General features: G+C 73.6%; 20 protein-coding genes. 9 read left to right on the top strand and 11 right to left on the bottom strand.

All coding sequences use genetic code 11. From position 1 onward, the window contains the following. The first annotated feature begins 112 nt into the window (after positions 1 to 112). The 4 genes from ACIPW5_RS26400 (at position 113) to ACIPW5_RS26385 (ending at position 3,516) form a co-directional block, all read left to right on the top strand. On the top strand, positions 113 to 1,384 hold the full coding sequence (locus ACIPW5_RS26400; protein WP_401249593.1) for an MFS transporter: 1,272 nt from the start codon (positions 113 to 115) through the stop codon (positions 1,382 to 1,384). A gap of 49 nt (positions 1,385 to 1,433) precedes the next feature. Next, positions 1,434 to 1,754: a putative quinol monooxygenase gene (locus ACIPW5_RS26395; RefSeq protein ID WP_331719313.1), complete on the top strand. Its 321-nt coding sequence runs from the start codon at positions 1,434 to 1,436 to the stop codon at positions 1,752 to 1,754. A gap of 92 nt (positions 1,755 to 1,846) precedes the next feature. Continuing rightward, positions 1,847 to 2,701, top strand: coding sequence for a cyclase family protein (locus ACIPW5_RS26390; protein WP_401249590.1), 855 nt, complete (start codon positions 1,847 to 1,849; stop codon positions 2,699 to 2,701). A gap of 83 nt (positions 2,702 to 2,784) precedes the next feature. Continuing rightward, a complete protein-coding gene (locus tag ACIPW5_RS26385; protein ID WP_401249588.1) occupies positions 2,785 to 3,516 on the top strand; it encodes an SDR family oxidoreductase in 732 nt (243 codons plus the stop codon). Between the two features lie 73 nt (positions 3,517 to 3,589). On the opposite strand, the gene ACIPW5_RS26380 is transcribed toward ACIPW5_RS26385, so the two are convergent. Further along, positions 3,590 to 4,036 (bottom strand): MarR family winged helix-turn-helix transcriptional regulator, encoded by a 447-nt coding sequence (locus ACIPW5_RS26380; RefSeq protein WP_401249585.1) that lies wholly within the window; start codon positions 4,034 to 4,036, stop codon positions 3,590 to 3,592. Positions 4,037 to 4,256: 220 nt separating this feature from the next. Between ACIPW5_RS26380 and ACIPW5_RS26375 the strand changes: the two genes are divergently transcribed. Beyond that, positions 4,257 to 4,508 carry a hypothetical protein gene (locus tag ACIPW5_RS26375; RefSeq protein ID WP_401249582.1) on the top strand — a complete coding sequence of 84 codons (252 nt, stop codon included), beginning with the start codon at positions 4,257 to 4,259 and terminating at the stop codon, positions 4,506 to 4,508. Next, the gene (locus tag ACIPW5_RS26370; protein ID WP_401249580.1) at positions 4,505 to 5,035 is read left to right on the top strand and encodes a GNAT family N-acetyltransferase; all 531 of its coding nucleotides are present in this window, start codon (positions 4,505 to 4,507) and stop codon (positions 5,033 to 5,035) included. Before ACIPW5_RS26375 ends, ACIPW5_RS26370 begins: the two co-directional genes overlap by 4 nt. A gap of 473 nt (positions 5,036 to 5,508) precedes the next feature. Here ACIPW5_RS26370 and ACIPW5_RS26365 read toward each other — a convergent pair whose 3' ends face one another. The 5 genes from ACIPW5_RS26365 to ACIPW5_RS26345 form a co-directional block, all read right to left on the bottom strand. After that, positions 5,509 to 6,579, bottom strand: a complete 1,071-nt coding sequence (locus ACIPW5_RS26365) for a saccharopine dehydrogenase (protein ID WP_401249578.1) — start codon at positions 6,577 to 6,579, stop codon at positions 5,509 to 5,511. A gap of 372 nt (positions 6,580 to 6,951) precedes the next feature. After that, positions 6,952 to 7,812 carry an oxaloacetate decarboxylase gene (locus tag ACIPW5_RS26360; protein WP_401249576.1) on the bottom strand — a complete coding sequence of 287 codons (861 nt, stop codon included), beginning with the start codon at positions 7,810 to 7,812 and terminating at the stop codon, positions 6,952 to 6,954. A 95-nt stretch (positions 7,813 to 7,907) separates the two neighbouring features. Then, positions 7,908 to 8,234, bottom strand: coding sequence for a divalent-cation tolerance protein CutA (cutA, locus tag ACIPW5_RS26355; protein WP_401249573.1), 327 nt, complete (start codon positions 8,232 to 8,234; stop codon positions 7,908 to 7,910). A 48-nt stretch (positions 8,235 to 8,282) separates the two neighbouring features. Further along, positions 8,283 to 8,948, bottom strand: a complete 666-nt coding sequence (locus ACIPW5_RS26350) for a DUF4097 family beta strand repeat-containing protein (protein WP_401249570.1) — start codon at positions 8,946 to 8,948, stop codon at positions 8,283 to 8,285. 196 nt (positions 8,949 to 9,144) lie between these two features. Continuing rightward, the gene (locus ACIPW5_RS26345) at positions 9,145 to 10,356 is read right to left on the bottom strand and encodes an erythromycin esterase family protein (RefSeq protein WP_401249567.1); all 1,212 of its coding nucleotides are present in this window, start codon (positions 10,354 to 10,356) and stop codon (positions 9,145 to 9,147) included. Positions 10,357 to 10,414: 58 nt separating this feature from the next. Here ACIPW5_RS26345 and ACIPW5_RS26340 point away from each other — a divergent pair, with 58 nt between their 5' ends. Further along, positions 10,415 to 11,128 carry a TioE family transcriptional regulator gene (locus ACIPW5_RS26340; RefSeq protein ID WP_401249565.1) on the top strand — a complete coding sequence of 238 codons (714 nt, stop codon included), beginning with the start codon at positions 10,415 to 10,417 and terminating at the stop codon, positions 11,126 to 11,128. Positions 11,129 to 11,192: 64 nt separating this feature from the next. Here ACIPW5_RS26340 and ACIPW5_RS26335 read toward each other — a convergent pair whose 3' ends face one another. Then, positions 11,193 to 12,020, bottom strand: coding sequence for an alpha/beta fold hydrolase (locus ACIPW5_RS26335; protein WP_401249562.1), 828 nt, complete (start codon positions 12,018 to 12,020; stop codon positions 11,193 to 11,195). Positions 12,021 to 12,191: 171 nt separating this feature from the next. Here ACIPW5_RS26335 and ACIPW5_RS26330 point away from each other — a divergent pair, with 171 nt between their 5' ends. Next, on the top strand, positions 12,192 to 12,614 hold the full coding sequence (locus tag ACIPW5_RS26330; protein ID WP_401249835.1) for a MarR family transcriptional regulator: 423 nt from the start codon (positions 12,192 to 12,194) through the stop codon (positions 12,612 to 12,614). Positions 12,615 to 12,711: 97 nt separating this feature from the next. Here the strand turns inward: ACIPW5_RS26330 and ACIPW5_RS26325 are convergent, their stop codons facing one another. Genes ACIPW5_RS26325 through ACIPW5_RS26315 form a run of 3 tightly spaced genes read right to left on the bottom strand, consistent with a single transcriptional unit; the run spans position 12,712 to position 15,071 of the window. Beyond that, a complete protein-coding gene (locus ACIPW5_RS26325) occupies positions 12,712 to 13,485 on the bottom strand; it encodes a thioesterase II family protein (protein WP_401249559.1) in 774 nt (257 codons plus the stop codon). Then, a complete protein-coding gene (locus tag ACIPW5_RS26320; RefSeq protein ID WP_401249557.1) occupies positions 13,482 to 14,885 on the bottom strand; it encodes an AMP-binding protein in 1,404 nt (467 codons plus the stop codon). Before ACIPW5_RS26320 ends, ACIPW5_RS26325 begins: the two co-directional genes overlap by 4 nt. A gap of 33 nt (positions 14,886 to 14,918) precedes the next feature. Further along, entirely contained in the window at positions 14,919 to 15,071 is a 153-nt protein-coding gene (locus ACIPW5_RS26315) for a hypothetical protein (RefSeq protein ID WP_401249554.1), read from the bottom strand. A 173-nt stretch (positions 15,072 to 15,244) separates the two neighbouring features. Between ACIPW5_RS26315 and ACIPW5_RS26310 the strand changes: the two genes are divergently transcribed. Continuing rightward, positions 15,245 to 17,263, top strand: a complete 2,019-nt coding sequence (locus tag ACIPW5_RS26310) for a tetratricopeptide repeat protein (RefSeq protein ID WP_401249552.1) — start codon at positions 15,245 to 15,247, stop codon at positions 17,261 to 17,263. Positions 17,264 to 17,327: 64 nt separating this feature from the next. Here the strand turns inward: ACIPW5_RS26310 and gdhA are convergent, their stop codons facing one another. Beyond that, positions 17,328 to 18,677: an NADP-specific glutamate dehydrogenase gene (gdhA, locus tag ACIPW5_RS26305; RefSeq protein ID WP_401249549.1), complete on the bottom strand. Its 1,350-nt coding sequence runs from the start codon at positions 18,675 to 18,677 to the stop codon at positions 17,328 to 17,330. Positions 18,678 to 18,840: the final 163 nt, after the last annotated feature.

Here is an 18,840-nt window from a genome sequence, read left to right as displayed (position 1 = left end):
ACACCAATCGATTGACACCTAGATGTAAGACATCTTATGGTCGTCATGCATCATCTACTGCATCGAAACCGTACCCCGTACCTCTCTTATGTTCCCGGTTAGGAGGAGCTCCGTGTCCGACCACCGATCAGGTACCCGCGCGAGCACCGTGGCCACGACCGTGGGGCTGAGCCTGCTGGCGCTGAACCTGCGCCCCGCCATCGGCAGCGTCTCGCCCGTACTCGACGACTTACAGCAGTCCCTCGCGCTCAGCGACTCGGCCATCAGTCTGCTCACCACCCTGCCCGTGCTGTGCCTGGGCATCTTCGCGGCGGTCTCCCCCGCCCTCTCCCGCCGCATGGGCACCCCCGGCGCCCTGGTCCTCGGCTTCGTCCTGCTGATCGCGGGCATCCTGCTCCGGCTGGACCACGCCGTCTGGGCCATGTTCGTCGGCACCGCCCTGGCCGGCGCGGGCCTGGCGATCGGCAACGTCCTGATGCCGGCGGTCATCAAGAGCGCGTTCCCCGACCGGGTGCGCCTCTTCACCGGCATCGGCACGGGCATCCTCAGCGCCGGCGCCGCCCTCGCGGCGGGCTTCGCCGTCCCCCTGCGCGACGCCACCGACAGCTGGAGCGGCTCCCTCGCCCTGTGGGTCGTCCCGGCCGTGGTCGGCCTCGTCGCCTGGCTGCCGCTGCTCAAGGGCTCCAAGCCCGCCACGGCCACCGGCCCCGCGCCCGACCAGGGCTCGCTGCTCGGCGACGCGATGGCCTGGCAGGTGACCGGCTACCTGGCGCTGCGCGCCCTGGTGTACTTCACCGCCCTGGGCTGGCTGCCCACCATCCTCGCCGACCTCGGCTACAGCAACTCCTCCTCCGGCGCGCTGCTCTCCGTCGCGATGCTGGTCAGCGTGCCCGGCGCGCTGTTCGCCCCGATCCTCGTCGGCCGCAAGGGCACCGCTCCGATGGTCGTCGCCATCGCGGTGGGCGGAGCGGTGAGCCTGCTGGGCCTCCTCTGGCTCCCGGCCGCGGCCGCCCTGTGGGTCGCCGTCCTCGGTGTCACCCTGGGCGCGGGGCACGCCATGGCCCTGACCTTCATCGGCATGCGCTCGCCCAACCCGCAGACCGCCGCCCAGCTTTCGGGCATGGTGCAGACCATCGGCTACCTCGCCGGAGGCATCGCCGGCCCGCTGCTCCTCGGCCTGCTGCACGGCGCCACCGGCGGCTGGACCGTCTCCCTGGTGCTGCTGGCCGCCTTCACCCTCCCCGAGCTGGTCCTCGGACTGCGCTCCGGCCGCGACCGGGCCGTGCGCCCGCGCCGCCGCGGCGAGTCCGCCGCCCCGGTGGCGGCCGCCGCTCCGGTCGCCGCCGCGGCCGCGGCGCCCAAGGCGCCCGCCCTGCGCGACTGACCACCCCACCACCCCCGTTCCGTACGTCCCCACCCCCAGGAGTACTCCGATGTACCACGTCGCCGTCGCCTTCGACGTCCAGCCCGAGCACCGCGAGACGTTCATCGCCGCCGCCCACGCGGACGCCCGCGACTCGGCCGTGGACGAGCCGTTCACCCAGCGCTTCGAACTCGTCGAGGACGAGGTGGACCCCAACCGCTTCTACCTCGACGAGGTCTACGACGACGCCGCCTCCTTCGACCGGCACATGTCCGGCCCGCACTTCGCCAAGTTCTTCGAGCGCATCGACGGCATCGCCCAGGGCCCGACCTGGCTGATCCGCGGCACCCGCGTCGTGGACACCGCCGTCCTGGACACCGCCGCCGTCTGAGCCCCTCCCCCACGGGCGGCGGCCGGCCCCCCCCCCGGCCGCCGCCCGCCCCCCTCCTCCCTTCTCCCCCTCTCCCAAGGAGTTCCCGTCCCATGTGCAGCCCCCAGGTGATGGAGCTGGTCCACGGCGAGCCCGGACACAGCTGCGCCGGCCACGCCGCCGACGCGAACGCCGCGTCCGACGCGGCCCAGGAGCACGACGGCGCCCGGCCGGCCGAGCGCCCCCGGACCCCCGCCCCGCTCATCCGGGGCAGCCGGGTCAGCGACCTCACGCACGCCTTCGGCAACGACTTCCCCGTGCTGGAACCCATCGTGCTCAAGCCCAACATCCAGCACTTCGCCGACATAGCCTCCGAAGGCTTCAACGCCAACAAGCTGGAGATCGACGAGCACACCGGCACCCACGTCGACGGCCCGGCCCACCTCGTCGACGGCCCCGTCTACACCGACGAGATCCCCGTCGACCGGCTCATCGCCCCGCTCGTCGTCATCCGCATCGGCGACCGGGCCGCCAAGGACCCCGACACCACCCTGACCGCCGACGACATCCTCGCCTGGGAAAGCCGCCACGGCCGGATCCCGGACGGGGCCCTGGTCGTCATGGACTCCAACTGGTGCCCCCGCATCGACACCCCGGGGGCCTACATCAACCGCGACTCCGACGGCGTCCCCCACTTCCCCGGGCTGGGCTTCGACGCGGCCGAACTCCTCGTCCGCGAGCGCAACATCGTGGCCGCGGGCACCGACACCCCGAGCCTCGACGCCTCGAAGAACCTCCAGATCGACGACCCCGGCGCACACCGGATCGTCCTGGGCGACCTGCGCTACGGCGTGGAGAACATCGCGAACCTGCACACCGTCCCCGACCTCGGCGCCACCGCCATCATCGGCATGATCCGCCACCGCAAGGGCTTCGCGGGCCCCTGCCGGATGTTCGGCATCTACTGACCCACCCCGTTCGGACCACAGCAGCGGAGTCCGGTACCGGCGCAGCCGGTACCGGACTCCGCGTTTCGGAAGGAAGAACCACCATGACGCAGACGCAGCACCCCCGCCCGGTCGCCCTCGTCACGGGCGCCAACAAGGGCATCGGCCGGGAGACCGCCCGTCAGCTGGGCCTGCGCGGGATGACCGTGCTCGTCGGCGCCCGCGACACCGACCGGGGCGAGCGCGCGGCGGCCGCCCTGCGCGAGGCCGGCGCCGACGCCCGCGCCCTCACCCTCGACGTCACCCGGGAGGAGAGCGTCGAGGCCGCTGCCGTGGCCGTCGAGGCGACGTACGGCCGGCTCGACGTCCTGGTCAACAACGCGGGCATCGTCGAGGACGACCTCCCGCCCAGCGCGACCACCGCAGCCCTGGCCGCCCGGATCCACGCCACCAACGTCCTCGGCGTCATCGCCACCACCCACGCCCTGCTGCCGCTGCTGCGCCGGGCCCCCGCCGGACGGGTGGTCAACCTCTCCAGCCGCCTCGGGTCCCTGGCCAAGGCCGCCGACTTCGGCTCCCCGCACCGGCTGCTGCTCGCCTACAACTCCTCCAAGGCCGCACTGAACTCGCTGACCCTGCACTACGCGCGCGAGTTCGAGGGCACCCCGCTGAAGTTCAACTCGGCCACCCCGGGCTACGTGGCCACCGACCTCAACGGGCACCGGGGGACCCGTACCGTCGAGGAGGGGGCCCGGATCGTCGTCTCCCTGGCCACCCTCGGCGAGGACGGCCCCACGGGCGGCTTCTTCGACGACGCCGGACCGGTCGACTGGTAAACGCCCCCGGCCCCGGAACGACGGAGGCGGCGGCCGACCCCCACGGGCCGGCCGCCGCCTCCGTCTCTTCCCTCTACTTCTTCCCCGGGCTCCAGGCGGCCACCGCCTTCTCGCAGCGCTCCAGCTGCTCCAGGAAGGGCCGGGCCTCGCCGGGTCCGAAACTGCCGTCGAGCAGCTGCTCGATCTCCTCCACCACCACGTCCGCCTCGCGGATCAGCGTCTTCCCGGCAGCGGTGAGGCGGACTTCGAGGATCTGGAGGTGGATCGGGTGCGGGGTCCGCTCGACGAGGCCGCGGCCCTCCAGGTTGGACAGCACCGAGGACATGGTCTGCGGGGTGACCATGCAGCGACGGGCGAGGGCCGCACCGGAGAGCCCCGACTGCCGCGAGAGCTCGTAGAGGACCCCGTACTGCGGAACGTTGATCTTGAACGGTCGCAGCGCCGCGTGCTTGGCGGCGGTCAGCTCCTGCTCCAGCCGCTTGATGCGCTGTCCCACGCGCTCTTGTTCCGAGTTCACCATGGACCAAGCCTACCCTCATATGCCTTATTGTTGTACGCCCTCTGCGGACTGTCCGATAACGTACGCCTCACGCCGACTCGACGTTGCCGACGGCGGTGGTGAACTCCCGCCCCGACCGGTCGCAGCGTATGGCGAACAGGCTCGCCAGGACGCGCCAAGTCATCGGGGCCACGGGCACGAAGGCGCCCGAGGCAGTGAGCTGAATCGAGGAGTCACGACGATGCACCTGAAGTGGTACACGCACTCCGACGCGCCGGACGTCCGCTCCTTCCCACGGCAGGGCACGGGCCGCGCGCAGCGAATCCATGACGCGCTCCGCCACTCCCTGGACGTGGACTTCGCCACGCTCCTCGTGGACTCCACCCACACGAAGGTGCAGGCCCTGTACGAGCGGTGGGGCTACCGGAAGCGGGACGAAGCCAAGCCTTCCGACGACTCCCCCGTCTACGCGGTCATGGTGCGGGACCTATGACGACCCGCCTGCACCGCCTCACCGAACTGGAGCAGGTCCGCGACCCGCTCCTCACGGCGTACGCCGACGTCCGGGCGCCCCTCCTCCACCTCCCGAACTACGCCGTCCCGACCGTCGCCGAACGCCTGGACCGCTACGGCCGGACCCCCGGCTTCACGGCCGTCCTCGCCTTCGACGCCGAGGATCAACCGGTCGGATACGCGTACGGCAACACCGTCGAGGCAGGCGACCTCTGGTGGAAGCGGATCGGCGACCTGGACGAGGCGTACACCCGCTCCCCCACCCTGGCGGTCTGGGAGATCGGCGTCACGACCGCTCACCGGGGAACGGGCCTGGCCCGCCGCATCCACGACGCCCTGCTGGCCGACCGCGCGGAACGGTACGCATCGCTCATGGTCAACCCGGCCGCCGGCGAGGGAAAGGTCCTCCGGCTCTACGAGTCCTGGGGCTACGAGCCGATCGCCCCCGTCCGCCCCTCCCCCGACTCCCCCGTGCTCACGGCGATGGTCCGGCCGGTGAACGAGTGACACACGCCCCAGACGGTCGCCGGACGCCAAGCCGGGAGAAGCGCGTAGCGATCCGTCGCGCTCGGGTGGCCCCCAGGAGGCCCTGACCAAGCTCTCGTGCGGGTAGCCGACACCCGGCCCCTCGCCTCGTCACTGACGGGCCCGCCCATCCCGCACCTGCCCCGTGACCGTTCCTCCGGGGGCTTCCCGGCAGTCTTTCGGCTTTCCGGGGCGGGTCGGTCGGTCAAGGGTCGCCGTAGGCGATCGCGAAGCGACGCGACGAAGGAGCGCCCTTGAGGGACCGGCCCGCCCCGGAAGGACGATGGACTGCCGGGAAACCCCCGCCCCTCTCCGAGACCGCCCGAGGGCCTACCGCTCCCCACCCCACCGGCCCGCACCCGGGGAGGCGGGTGGGCAGGCGCCGACCGGCGGCCGGGGGTCTAGGGGGAGATGGCGGGCCCGCACCGCAAGCCCCGTACCCCCCCCGCTCACGCTCACCGGTCGAGCGAGACCTCCTGGGCCCGTACGGCCGTCTCGAAGGTGTGGAGGGCGCGGGACCAGACGCCGTCCCAGGCGGCCAGGCGCAGCAGGTGCGGGGTGAGTTCGGCGGAGAAGGCGGTGGCGGCCTCCACGGGGAGCAGGGAGGGGAGGTTGTCGATGGCGATGAGGTCGAGGGGGCGTTCGCCCCCGCGGAGGGTGCGGACGGGTTCGGTCCAGGTGGTGGTCTCGTCGTAGACGGGCAGGACGTTGCAGTCGGAGGTGACGTCGCAGGTGACGTCGCTGACCAGGGAGAGCCGGCGGTCCGGGTCGTCGAGGTCGGCCTTGGTCAGGAACGGCGGCACGGGGGTGGTGGTCAGCACCGTGTTGACGAGCAGGTCGTGCGCGAGGAGTGCGGGCCGGTCGATGTCCCGGGTCTCGGCGAGGTCCCAGCGGGTGGGCTCCAGCCCGGCCCGGACGAGGGCGTCGCAGGCGCCGCGGCCGCAGCGGCCGAGGGCGCCGATGACGAGGGCGGTGGTGGGGTCGGCAGGGTCGACCCCCGCGGCCAGGAGGGCGTCCAGGGCGGGGCGGTCGGTGGGGGCCAGGGGGGCGGTGAGGGCGCCGCGGTGGTGCAGGACGGCGAGGGCGGCGCCGACGTAGCCCGCCCAGTAGCCGAACGCGGCGACGCGGCGGCCCGCTTCGTCGGTGAGGTACTCCATGTCGAGCAGGGCCCCGCCGCCCGCGGTGAAGCGGGCCAGCAGCTCGCGGGCGCCGGCCTGGCCCTTGTAGGCGTGGCCGAAGTAGATGTGCCGGTGGCGCAGGGCGGGGGCGTCGGGGCCGGCGGGGAGTTCCTTGAGGCCGAGGACGTACGCGTCGTCGGGGGCCTGCTCGTGCCAGGAGGCGGTGGGGGCGGTGGCACAGCTGGCGGCGGCGTAGGCGGCGAGGGGGAAGGCGCGGCGGTCCGACTCCTCGACGGTGACGCGGATGCCGGCCTCGACGAGGCGGGCGGCGTCTTGGGGGGTGAGGGGGGCCCGGCGCTCGGTGGGGCGGGCCTCGTGACGCATCCAGAGGTGAAGGCTGTCCGGCATGATGCGGTTCGTCCTGTCTCACGGCATGAAGGTGTTCGACCCCCGGCCCGATCCCGTTTCCGGGGGCTGCGTCGGCTTCCGTCGGGGACGGCCCGCGCGCGAGCAGCGGGATCCATGGGATCCATGGGATCCATGCGTTCGCCACCGGGCGGTGGGCGGGGGTCGCGGTGGTGTCCCAGCCTGCCGCGCGCAGCTCGGTGACGACGGCGCCGCCGAGGGCCGTGGCGAGCCCCGCACCTGGGCAAAGGCGCGCCGCCGCCCCAAACATAAAGACAGCCAGATTCACCCTTTCGAGTGAAAGCGCGTGAGGGTCCGGGTTGACGGCGGGGTCGGTGCCGTCGGCGTCCCGGGCGAGGGCGACGAGGGTGTTCCCTAGCGGCCTTCGGCCAGCATCGCGTTGGCCTCGTCGTACGGGAGGGCGTCCGCGACGAACCCGAAGGTGCCCGTCCCGGTGATCTCGCGGGCGGCGCGGGTGAGGGCGCCGAGGGCGGCTCGGGAGAGCGCGGAGCCGGTGCTGATCCGGCGTACGCCGAGGGCGCCGAGGTCGGCCACGGACAGCTTCAGCGCGGCGGTCATCAGGACGTTGACGGGCCGTTCGACGGCGGAGCAGACGGCGCGGACGGATTCGGCGTCCGGGAGCGCCGGGGCGTAGAGCACGTCGGCGCCGGCGGCCTCGTACGCCTGGAGGCGGCGGATGGTGTCGTCGAGGTCGGGGCGGCCCTGGAAGAAGTTCTCCGCGCGCGCGGTGACGGTGAAGGGGAAGTCCAGGCCCTGTGCCGCCTCCACGGCGGCGGCGACGCGCTCGACGGCCTCGCCGAGCGGCCGTACGGGGTCCTCGTCGCGGCCGGTGGAGTCCTCGATCGAGCCGCCGGCCAGGCCGGCCGCGGCGGCGAGGCGGATGGTCTCGGCGACGTCCTCGGGGCGCTCGCCGAAGCCGCTCTCCAGATCGGCGGTGACGGGCAGTCCGGTGGCGTCGACGATCGCGGTGGCGTTAGCGAGGATCTCCGCGCGGCTGACCTGGTTGGCCCCGTCGGGGCGGCCGAGGCTGTGCGCGAGGCCGGCGCCGGTGGTGGCGAGGGCTGCGAAGCCGAAGGAGGCCAGGATCCGGGCGGTGCCCGCGTCCCAGGGGTTCGGGACGACGAAGGGGCCGGGCCCCTCGTGCAGGGCCCGGAAGGCCACGGCGCGCCGGAGCCGGGCGGCCGGGTCGGTGCTCGGGGTGCTGGTGGGGCTCATGGGATTCCTCGCAGAGGTGCTGTCGTACGCGGGGCGGCCAGGATCACCTCAACGTACCGAGCCCCGCTGCGAGTTGCCGACCGCAGCCGTGCGCGTCACGGCTGCCGGCTCTCCCGCTCGACCCAGCCGAGGTAGGCCGCCGAGCCTCCGACGACGGGGAGGACGATCCACTCCGGGACCTCGTAGGGATGGGTCCGGGCGACCCATTCGGCGAGGGCCGGGAGCCGGTCCCGGGCGGTCTTGTAGGAGATCCGCCACTCGGTGCCCGTCTCGACGCTCCCCTTCCACCGGTAGACGGCGGTGAGGGGGGCGTCGACGTGTGCACAGGCCGCGAGCCCCTCCTCCACCGCCCCGTGCGCCAGCAGCCGGGCGCGTTCCGCGTCGTCGACGGTGGTCTGGGCGATCACGATGTCGGGCGTCACGGCACTCCTTCTCCCCGGGTCCGGCCGACCATACCGCCGCGTCCGTGTTCAGGCGGTGAGGGCGGTGATGTTGCCGTACGAGGTGGTGGCGTGGATGCTCAGCACCGCGCCCTCGCCGCTGTTGCGCAGGGCGTTGCTGATCCGGCCGTACGCGGTCCCCGCGTCCAGGGAGGCCGCGACCCCCCGGGCCGCACCGACGCTGATGTCACCGTGCTCGGTGCGCAGGGTGACCGTCCCGCCCGTGGCCTCCGCGATCGTCAGATCGCCCTTCTGCGTACGGATGTCGGCCGAACCGTCCAGCCGGCCCACCGCCACGTCCCCGGCAGCCAGCACCAGCCGCACCCCGGCCGCCTCGTCCAGCTTCACCGTGCCGTGCGCGCTCTCCAGCGACACCTCGCCCAGCCGTCCCACACCGCGGAACTCGGCCGACGCGGTCCTCGCCTCGACGCTCGACCCGGCGGGCAGCTTCACCGTGACCTCGACCGCACCCGAAGCCCCGAACACCTGGCTCTTCTTCGGCGCGCTGATCCGCAGCACACCCTCGCGGAACTCCACCGTGGTCTCCTGCGCCGCCTTCACGTCCCGGCTCTTCGAGGCGTTCGCCGGCAGCACCTCCACCGTCGTGTCGGCACGGTCCGCGGCGATGAAGCGGATGTTCCCGGCCGGAACGTCCAGGACGGTGGTGATCGCGGTGGCGGTGGCGAAGTTCTTCATGGTTCTTCCTCTTCCCTCAGGTCCTCGACTCGGTGTTTCCGATGACCTGAACGCTACGTCGCGTTCACAACCCGAGCAACACACTCGTTGCGAAGAACTCTCATCACTGCAGGTCAGAGTCATGCAATCGTTGCAACACCCCTGAATTCAACGCAACGATCACCGCCCTTTCGTTGCAATAGGCGAAGAATGAACGCTACGCCGGAACCATGTCCTTGACGAACACGACCCCGTCGCCGCCCGCCAGGTGGGCCGGGTCGAGCGGGGCGTACCCGAACCAGGGCGATACGCGCGGCGCGGGGAGGGCGTCGCCGAACACCCCGGCCAGCCGCCCGGCGTCGACGAGGCAGCGGTCCTGCGGGAGGGCGTACAGGAGCCCCTCCACGGTGTCCGGCGCCGGCTCGTCCACTCCCCGGTGCCGGATCGTGCCGAGGGCGGTGGCAACGAAGGCGTACTCCGCACCGAGACGGGCGTCCACCAGCGCACCGGCGCTCCACCACTCCACCCGCTTCCCGCCCATCCGCATCGAGCTCTTCTCCCGCTGGAGGTGGCCGTTGTGGGCGTGGACGAACACCGGCCCCCGCTCGGCGAGGGCGAGCAGGTTGCGGGCCATCAGCTCGTCCCGCACCCCCATGAGCCGGTCCAGCCGGGCGGGCGATCCGTCGGCCATCCAGTGGTGGTAGCGCAGCACGCCGGTGGCCGTCCGCGCATACAGCCGCGCCCGCTCCCACTCCTCCTTCTCCTCCTGCGGGCCCGCCGCGGCCAGCCGGGGCGCCTGCGCGTCGAGCAGGGCCGCCAAGTCGTCGGCGATCAGCCTCAGTCGACCGGCCTCGGCCGACTGCCCCACGGACCGGGCCGGGTCCGTCACGGCGGCGGGCTCGGTCCACGGTGCGTCGGCACCGAGCAGCCGATCGAGGGTCTCCCCCGTGCAGGGCAGCAGGTCCGCGTCCAGCCGGGCGGCGACGTAGCCGTGCAGCGCGGTGAGGGACTGCCGGGGGCTCGTGGCGCCCGTGACCTCCAGCGGGCAGCCGTCGAAGCCGGCGAAGCGGACCTGCTCGGAGGCCGGGAGGCCTTCGTTGTGGGCGCGCATCCAGCGCACCAGCTCGCGGTTGGCGGCGGAGGCCCCCCACCCGTGACTGATGCCCTGCGCGACGACCTCGTCGAGTACGCCCGCGCCGGAGGTGACGTGGTCGTCCACGGCGAGGCCCCGCAGGCAGTCGCTCTCGATGGCGATGGTCCGGTACCCCTCCTCCACGAGCTGCCGGAAGAGGTCGTTGCGCAGGTGCAGCAGGGTCTCTTCGCCGTGGGTGGGCTCGCCGAGGGCGAGCAGCCGCGGCCGCTCGGGAAGCATCCGCAGGAGGGCGGAAGCACGGAAGGCGTGGACGGTGTCTGTGATGGGGTTCGCCATGCCTTCAACGCTATCGTTGAACCTTCGGTTGAAACTTTTTCCACTACTCTCGCCTCCTATGGGCCAGAACCCTCAAATCACCGGACAGCTGCGGCCGATCGACCTGGCGCGCCGGCACGGCCTGTCCACCCAGGCGGTCAGGAACTACGAGGAGGCCGGCATCCTCCCGGCGGCCGCCCGCACGGCGGCCGGCTACCGCGTCTACACCCCGCTGCACGCGGGCGCCCTGCGCGCGTTCCTGGCCCTGCTGCCGGGCCATGGCCACCAGACCGCGGCGGCGGTCATGCGGGCGGTGAACGGTCACGCGGTCGACGAGGCCTTCCGGCTCATCGACGAGACCCACGCACAGCTCCTCGACGACCGCCGGACCCTCCGGGCGGTGGAGCAGGCCCTCCGCGACCTGACCCCGGTCCCGCCCCCCGAGCCGGGCGGCACGTTCGTCGGCCCGCTGGCGGCAAAGCTCGGGATCCGGCCCGCGACCCTGCGCAAGTGGGAGAAGGCGGGCCTGGTGCATCCGCGCCGCGACCCCCGGACCGGGTACCGCGTCTACGACGAGGCCGCCGTGCGCGACGCCCGCCTCGCCCACCAACTCCGGCGCGGCGGCTACCTGCTGGAGCAGATCGCCCCGCTGATCGCCCAGGTCCGCGCGGCCGGCGGCCTGGAGCCCCTGGAAGCCGCCCTGCACGACTGGCACTCCCGCCTGTCGGCCCGCGGCCGGGCCCTGCTGCAGGGCGCCGCCGCACTGGAGGCCCACCTCAGCGAGCGGGACTGACGGGACGGGCCGGCCACGCTCCACCGCCGGCACCGTCCGCGGCGCGGCCCCGGTCGGCGGGCCCTCAGCGGGCCGTCAGGACCTCCCGCAGGCGCTCCGCGTAGGCCCGGGGGTGGCTGGTGTTGCCGTTGTGCCCGCCCGGGAAGACCCGTATCTCCGAACCCACCAGGTCCGCCAGCGCGTGGGCGCACGCGACGTCGAAGACGGTGGACGGGGTGGCGGCCCCGACGGCCGGGAGGATGCGGGTCGTGGTCGTGCTCGCGGCCACGGTGGCCGGGTCGAGCGTGTCCTGGAGGATCGCAGAGAAGTCGTGCTCGATGAAGTACGCGAAATTGGCGCGCCGCATCTCGCTCATCGGCTGCGGGGTGAGGCCCGGCTCGTAGTCCTTGCCGCTGGTGTCTATGCCGAGCACCCGGGCGGCCTCCCGGGCGGCCGCGGGCAGCCCCTCCTCCTGGAAGAGGTGCTGGATCTCGACGAGCTCCGCCGCGTGCCGCTCGCGGTCGGCGGGGTCTGGCAGCAGGCGCGGGGCGACGGGCTCGTGGGCGACGAGGGTGGAGATCTGCCCGGGGTGTTCGGCGGCGACGTGCAGGCCGATGACGGCGCCGAGGCTGCACCCGAGCATCAGGGCCGGCTCGTCCGTGACGGCGGCCAGCAGTCGGTGGACGTCCTCGGCGTGCTCGGCGAGCGAGGTGGTCCGGCCGGGCTGCTCCAGACGGCTGCGCGACAGGCCCCGGCGGTCGTAGGTCAGGACCGTGAAGCCGTCGGTGAGGTGCGGGACCAGGTCCACGGTGCGGTCCGCGTCCCCCTCGCCGCTCTGCGAGACGAGCAACAGGGGCCCCGAGCCCTGGAGCTGGTAGTGGAGGGTGGCACCGGGAACGGCAAGACCGGGCATGGCGGCTCTCCTTCGGCTCTCGGCGCCGGACCCTTCGTCCACCGCCCTGCAACCCAAGCTAATCCATCCATCCCGATACATCAAGAGAGATGCATCTGATTCGATGAATCAATTCTGATGTACCTTGGGACGGTGGACGGAATCGAACTCTTCCTGCTGGGCCGCGCCCTGATGAAGCTCGGCGAGGAGGCCCTGCCCGAACCCCCCGGCGGATCCGGGCAGTACGCGGGCGGCACCCGCTCCGTGGTGATCGTCGCCGGGGACATCGCGGCGCACCCGGACACCACCGTCGGCGAGACGGCGCAGCGCACGGGCCTCCCGCAGAGCCAGGTCTCGGGCGCCGTCGCCCGGCTGCGCGAGGCCGGCTCGGTCGAGACGGCCCCCGACCCCGCCGACCGCCGCCGGACCCTGGTGCGCCAGTCCCCCACGGCCTCCGCGCGGGTGGCCGCCGTACGGGCCGCCGGCAGCTCCAAGGTCGAGGAGGCGCTGGCCCGGGCGCTGGGCGAGACCGGGGCGGAGCGGCTGCCCGAGGTCACGCAGGCGCTGGAGGTGCTCGCCCGGCACCTGGCGGTGCGCGGCGCCCCGACGGCCTGAGCCGCCACCGGCCCTCGGCGCGGGGCGGAGCGGGGCGGGGCGGTACGGGTCGGCGCGGGGCGGGACTTGGGGCCCCCCGCCGCGGCCCGCAGCGGCGTCAGCCCGCCGTGAACCCCGAGAGGTCCTCGGCCACCGCCCGCACCACGGCCGCGTGCTGCTCGACCAGGTAGAAGTGCCCGCCGGGGAAGCCGCGGAAGCCGAACCCGGCCCCGGCCACGTCCCGCCAGGCCATCGCCTCGGCCACGCTCGCCCGCGGGTCGGACTCCCCGCCGAGCACGCTGACGGGCGTCCGCAACGGCGCTCCCGGCACGTGCCGCCAGGTCTCCACCGCCCGGTAGTCGCTGCGCAGCGCCGGCAGGATCAGCGCCCGGAAGTCCGGGTCGGCGAGCAGCGCGGGATCGGTTCCGGAGAGGGAGTGCACCCGGGCGAGCAGGGTGTCGTCGTCCTGGGCGTGGAGGTCCCCCTCCTCCCGCGTGATCAGCGGCGATCGCCGCCCGGAGACGATCAGGCCGCGCGGCGTCTCGCCGGCCGCCTCCAGCCGGCGCGCCAGCTCGTAGGCGACCATCGCGCCCATGCTGTGGCCGAACAGGACGAGGGGCCGGCCGCGCCAGGGTTCCAGCGCCCGCTCCACCCCGTCGGCCAGCCCGGCGATGGTGTCCGGGATCGGCTCGCCGAAGCGCTCCTGGCGGCCGGGGTACTGGACGGTGAGCACCTCGGCGTGCGCGGCGAGGTCGCGGGAGAACGGGAAGTAGAAGGAGGCGCTGCCGCCCGCGTGCGGGAGTACGACGAGGACCGGCAGGGCCGTGCCCGGCCGCACCGCAGGCGGGTGGAACCGGCGGATCCAGGGGCTTCCGCGGTCGACGGCGTTCATCGTGCTTCTCCGATCGTGCTGGACTCGCCGGACCTCCCGGCCTCGCCGGACTTCCCGGCCTCGCCGGACTCGCCGGTGAGCAGGAGCTTCTTCTGCGGCTTCCCCATGGCGTTGCGGGGGATCGCGGGGACGAAGCGGACCTCGCGGGGGCGCTTGTGCACCGAGAGGTGCGCGGCGACGAAGTCGGTGAGTTCGGGGCCGGTGACCCCTTCGGCGACGACGAAGGCGACGATCCGCTGCCCGAGGTCGGCGTCCGGGACCCCCACGACGGCCGCCTCGGCCACCTTGGGGTGGTCCAGCAGGGCGTTCTCGATCTCGCCGGCGCCGATGCGGTAGCCGCCGGACTTGATCATGTCGATGGAGGCCCGGCCGACGATGCGGTGGACCCCGTCCTCCGGGTCGACGGCGGCGATGTCCCCCGTACGGAACCACCCGTCCCCGGTGTACGCGGCCGCGGTCGCCTCGGGGCGGCCCAGGTAGCCGGAGAACAGCGTGGGTCCGGTGAGCTGGAGTTCGCCGATCTCGGCGCCGGGCTCGGCGGCGATGCGGGTGCGGATGCCGGGGAGCGGGGTGCCGACGGTGCCGGGCCGGACCTCGCCGCCCGCGCGGCCGCTGACGGTGATCAGGGTCTCGGTCATCCCGTAGCGCTCGACGGGCCGGTGGCCGGTGAGGCGCTCCAGGTCCCGGAAGACCGGTGCGGGCAGGGCGGCGCTGCCGGAGACGAGGAGGCGGGCGCCGGACAGCGCGGCCGCGTGCTCCGGCGCGGCGGCGATGCGGGACCACACGGTCGGCACCCCGAAGTACAGGCTGCCGCGGGCGGCGGCGTACGCCTGCGGGGTCGGGCGGCCGGTGTGCACGAGGCGGCTCCCGGTGCGCAGGGCGCCGAGCACGCCGAGCACGAGGCCGTGCACGTGGAACAGCGGGAGCCCGTGCACCAGGGTGTCCTCGGCGGTCCACTGCCAGGCTCCGGCGAGGGCGTCGAGGTCGGCGGCGAGGGCGTCGGCGGTCAGGACCACGCCCTTGGGCGGGCCGGTGGTGCCGGAGGTGTACAGCACCAGCGCGGGGTCCCCGGGTCCGGCCGCCCGGGAGGGCGCCGGCGCCCGGCGGGCGAAGTCGACGGGGACTTCGACGGCGCCGGAGTCGCGCAGGACGTGCTCGCGTTCGGCGGGTCCGGCGTCGGGGGGCAGCGGTACGAAGGGCACCCCGGCGAGGAGCCCGCCGACGGCCGCCGCGACGGTCTCCAGGGAGGCGGTCGCGGTCACGGCGAAGGCGGGGGCGCCGGCGACGTCGGCGGCCACGGCCCCCGCCGCGCCGAGCAGTTCCTCGTACGAGGCGGTACGGCCGGCGACGCTCACGGCGTCCGCCCGGTCCCCGTACGTCCCGTCCAGCGCGGTCAGCACGCGGCAACTCCCTGTCGATGTCGGACCTACAGGCTACGCCGCCGCCCCGGGGTCACTCCCCGGGGCCTCCGTGCCCCCGGCCTTCGCGCGGGCCTCGGCGCGCGCCCGGCGGACGTCGAGGGTGAGGGAGAGCGCCGCTCCGATGAGGGTGAGGACGTCGGCGGCGACGGAGAGGAGGTCGGTCATGGTGGTCGGGCCCTTCGGGGTCGGGCCGCGGGGTGCGGCCGGTGAGCGCACCATCCGGGGGAGTTGGGTTGTCCGGACCCTCCGGGCGGAACATCGCAGATAGGTTGCGGATGGAAGGGCACTTGTCCCGGCCGGACCGGACAGACGCACGGCGCGCACCAGGGGGTACGTGGGTGGCGGAAACGAACAGGCGCAAGGGCCGCCCGTGGGGGCAGATCCGCCCGGAGAACCCGGCGGCCGGCAGACTCGCCGCGTTCCTGCGGGCGCAGGTGGACGGTTCCGGCAAGACCCTGGCCGTGCTGGAGAAGGAGATCAGCTACTCCTCCACGCAGATCAGCTCGCTGCTCGGCGGGCGGATCCCGCCGCAGCGGTTCGTCACCTCGCTCATCCAGGCGACGGCCCCCGCGCCCTTGCGCGAACGCCGCCAGGGCGAGGCCGAAGCCCTGCTGTACGAGGCGAAGCACCCGCCCCGCGCCATGGCCCCGAGGGCATCCGCCGCGACGGCCGGACCGGGCGTGCCGGACCTGGCGGCGGTGCAGGCCCAGCAGATCGAGACCTACGACCGGCTCACCCGCGCCCTGGAGCAGCAGGCGGAGCTGCGCCAGACGGCCGACAACGCCGCGCGGCTGATCTGGATCCTGCTCGGCATGATCCACAAGCTGAACGACCGTGTCGGTGCCCTCGGCAGGGAGCGCGACCGGGCCGTCGGCCAGGAGGTCCTGGAAGCCGCGCAGTCCAAGCTGGAGCGGGCCCGGTCCCAGCAGGCCAAGGCCGAGAACGAACTCGGACGGGCCGAGGAGAAGAAGCAGCAGGCCGAGGCCCTTGCGGCGCGCCTGCAGGAGCAGATCAAGGCGCTCACCGACGAGTTGGAGTTCCTGCGCGGCCGGGGCGGGGCCGCCCCGGCGGACGACCTCCCCGGGCTCGCGCCGTTCACCGGGCCGGCCGGGCCCGCGGACCCCGAGGGCAACGACATCGACACGGCCCTCGCCCGCGTGACGGCAGTCAACGACACCGACAGCGACACGGTCCACCGCATCGCCACCGAGCTCGGCGAACCCGTGCCCGTCGTTGTCCCGGACAACCGCCCCACCGGCACGGACGCCCCGAACAAGACGGCGCGGGAGCTCCGCGCCGAAGCCGAGGCAGCCATGGACTCGGGCGACTTCCGGGCAGCCGCCCGCCTCTACGCCCTCCTCACCACGGCGTCGGCCGGCTTCCTCGGCCCCAAGGATCCCGGGACCCTTGTCAGCCGCTACCAGTACGCGTACTGCACCGCCGAGGCGGGCGCCCCGGCCACCGCGCGCGATCTGGTCGCCGCTCTGATCCCGGACGAGACCGACGTCCTGGGCGCCGACCACGCCGACACCCTCACCAGCCGCCACCAGCTCGCCTACTGGACGGGCGAAGCGGGCGACCCCGCCACCGCACGCGACCTCTACGAGACCCTGGTCGGCGACTACGAGCGAGTCCTGGGTCCCGACGACCACGACACCCTCACCGGCCGCCACCAGCTCGCCCACTGGACGGGCGAAGCGGGCGACCCGGCCACCGCACGGGAGTTGATGAAGGATCTCGCCCGGGACCAGGCACGCGTCCTGGGCGCCGACCACGCCGACACCCTCACCAGCCGCCACCAGCTCGCCCACTGGACGGGCGAAGCGGACGATCCCGCCACCGCACGCGACCTGTTGGCCGGGCTCGTCGCCGACGAGACCCGTGTCCTGGGCTCGGACCACCCCGACACCCTGCTCAGCCGCTACCGGCTGGCCGGCTTCACCGGCAAGGCGGGCGGACTCGAAGCGGCGCGCGAGCTCTTCCGCACCCTCATCCGGGACGAGACCCGCGTCTTGGGCCCGGACCACCCCGACACCCTGATCAGCCGCAAGCAGCACGCCCGGTACACCGGCAAGGCGGGCTACCCCGCCACCACGCGTGACCTCTTCGGCGACCTCGTGGCGGACGAGACCCGCATCCTCGGTCCCGACCACCCCGACACCCTGGCCAGCCGCGCCCAGCACGCCCGGTACACCGGCAAGGCGGGCGACGCCGCCGCCGCACGGGACCTCTACCGCGCTCTCGCGGCGGACGTCGAACGCGTCCACGGTCCCGGTCATCCCCGGGCCCTGGCCGTCCGGCGGCAGCTCACCGCCTGGACGGAGCGGGCCGGGGGGCCCGGTACCGAAGCGGACTGAGCGGCAGGCCCGGGGCACGGCGGGTCCGCGCCCCCTGGCGGCGCGGACCCGGCAGCGGCAGGGGTCAGATCACGCCCTGGACCAGCATCGCGTCCGCCACGCGTTCGAAGCCGGCGATGTTGGCGCCCGTGACGTAGTCGCCCGGGGCGTCGTAGCGGGCGGCGGTTTCGTGGGCGACCTCGTGGATGGAGCTCATGATGGCGGCCAGTTCCGACTCGACCCGGTCCCGGGTCCAGGCCGTGCGGCCCGCGTTCTGGGCCATCTCCAGGGCGCTGACCGCGACGCCGCCCGCGTTGGCGGCCTTGCCCGGGCCGAAGGCGACGCCGGCCGCCTGGAAGAGGTGGACCGCCTCGGGGGTGCTGGGCATGTTGGCGCCCTCCGAGACCGCCTTGACGCCGTTCCCGATGAGGGTGCGCGCGTCCTCGGCGCCCAGCTCGTTCTGGGTCGCGGAGGGGAACGCGACGTCGGCCGGGACCTCCCACACCCGTCCACCGGGCACGAACCGGGCCGAGGGGCCGCGCCGGGCGGCGTACTCGCTGACGCGGCCCCGCTCGACCTCCTTGATCTGGCGGAGCAGGGCGAGGTCGATGCCCTTGTCGTCGACCACGTAGCCCTGGGAGTCGGAGCAGGTCAGCGGGTTGGCGCCGAGCTGCTGGAGCTTCTCGATGGTGTACAGGGCCACGTTCCCGGAGCCGGAGACCACGGCCGTCAGGCCGTCGAGGGACTCGCCCCGGACCTTCAGCATCTCGGCGGCGAACAGGACGCTGCCGTAGCCGGTGGCCTCGGGCCGGATCGCGGAGCCGCCCCAGCCCTGTCCCTTGCCGGTCAGGACGCCGGCCTCCCAGCGGTTGGTGATGCGCCGGTACTGGCCGAACAGGTAGCCGATCTCGCGGCCGCCGACGCCGATGTCCCCGGCCGGGACGTCGGTGTGCTCGCCGATGTGGCGGTGGAGCTCGGTCATGAAGGACTGGCAGAAGCGCATGACCTCGGCGTCGGAGCGGCCGTGCGGGTCGAAGTCGCTGCCGCCCTTGCCGCCGCCGATGCCGAGTCCGGTCAGGGCGTTCTTGAAGATCTGCTCGAAGCCGAGGAACTTGACCACGCCGATGTCCACGGACGGGTGAAAGCGCAGGCCGCCCTTGTACGGGCCGAGCGCGCTGTTGAACTCCACCCGGTAGCCGCGGTTGACGTGGACGTGCCCGTGGTCGTCCGTCCACGGCACCCGGAAGATGATCTGCCGCTCCGGCTCCACGAGCCGCTCCACGAGCCCGGCCTCGGCGTACTCGGGGCGCGCCGCGAAAACGGGGGCCAGGGTGTCCAGGACCTCCCGTACGGCCTGGTGGAACTCGGGCTGGGCGGGGTTGCGGCGCTCGATGTCGGACCGCAGTGCGTCCAGTCTGTGCTTCGGGTCGGTCACGGTCGGATTCCTCTCCGGCGTCCTGGCGGGCGTGCGGGCCCAGCGGGAGGGTACCGCGCTCCGGGGGTGCTCCCGGAATGGGTCATCCCACCTGCACGGCCCGGCTGTTGGGCCTGTGCAATGGCACGGCAGGTGGCCTGCGTACGACCGTAGGATCAGCTGG

Origin of the sequence: Streptomyces sp. NPDC090077, assembly GCF_044747545.1 — a bacterium.
Lineage (GTDB): Bacteria > Actinomycetota > Actinomycetes > Streptomycetales > Streptomycetaceae > Streptomyces.
This window is presented reverse-complemented; position numbering and strand designations above follow the sequence as displayed.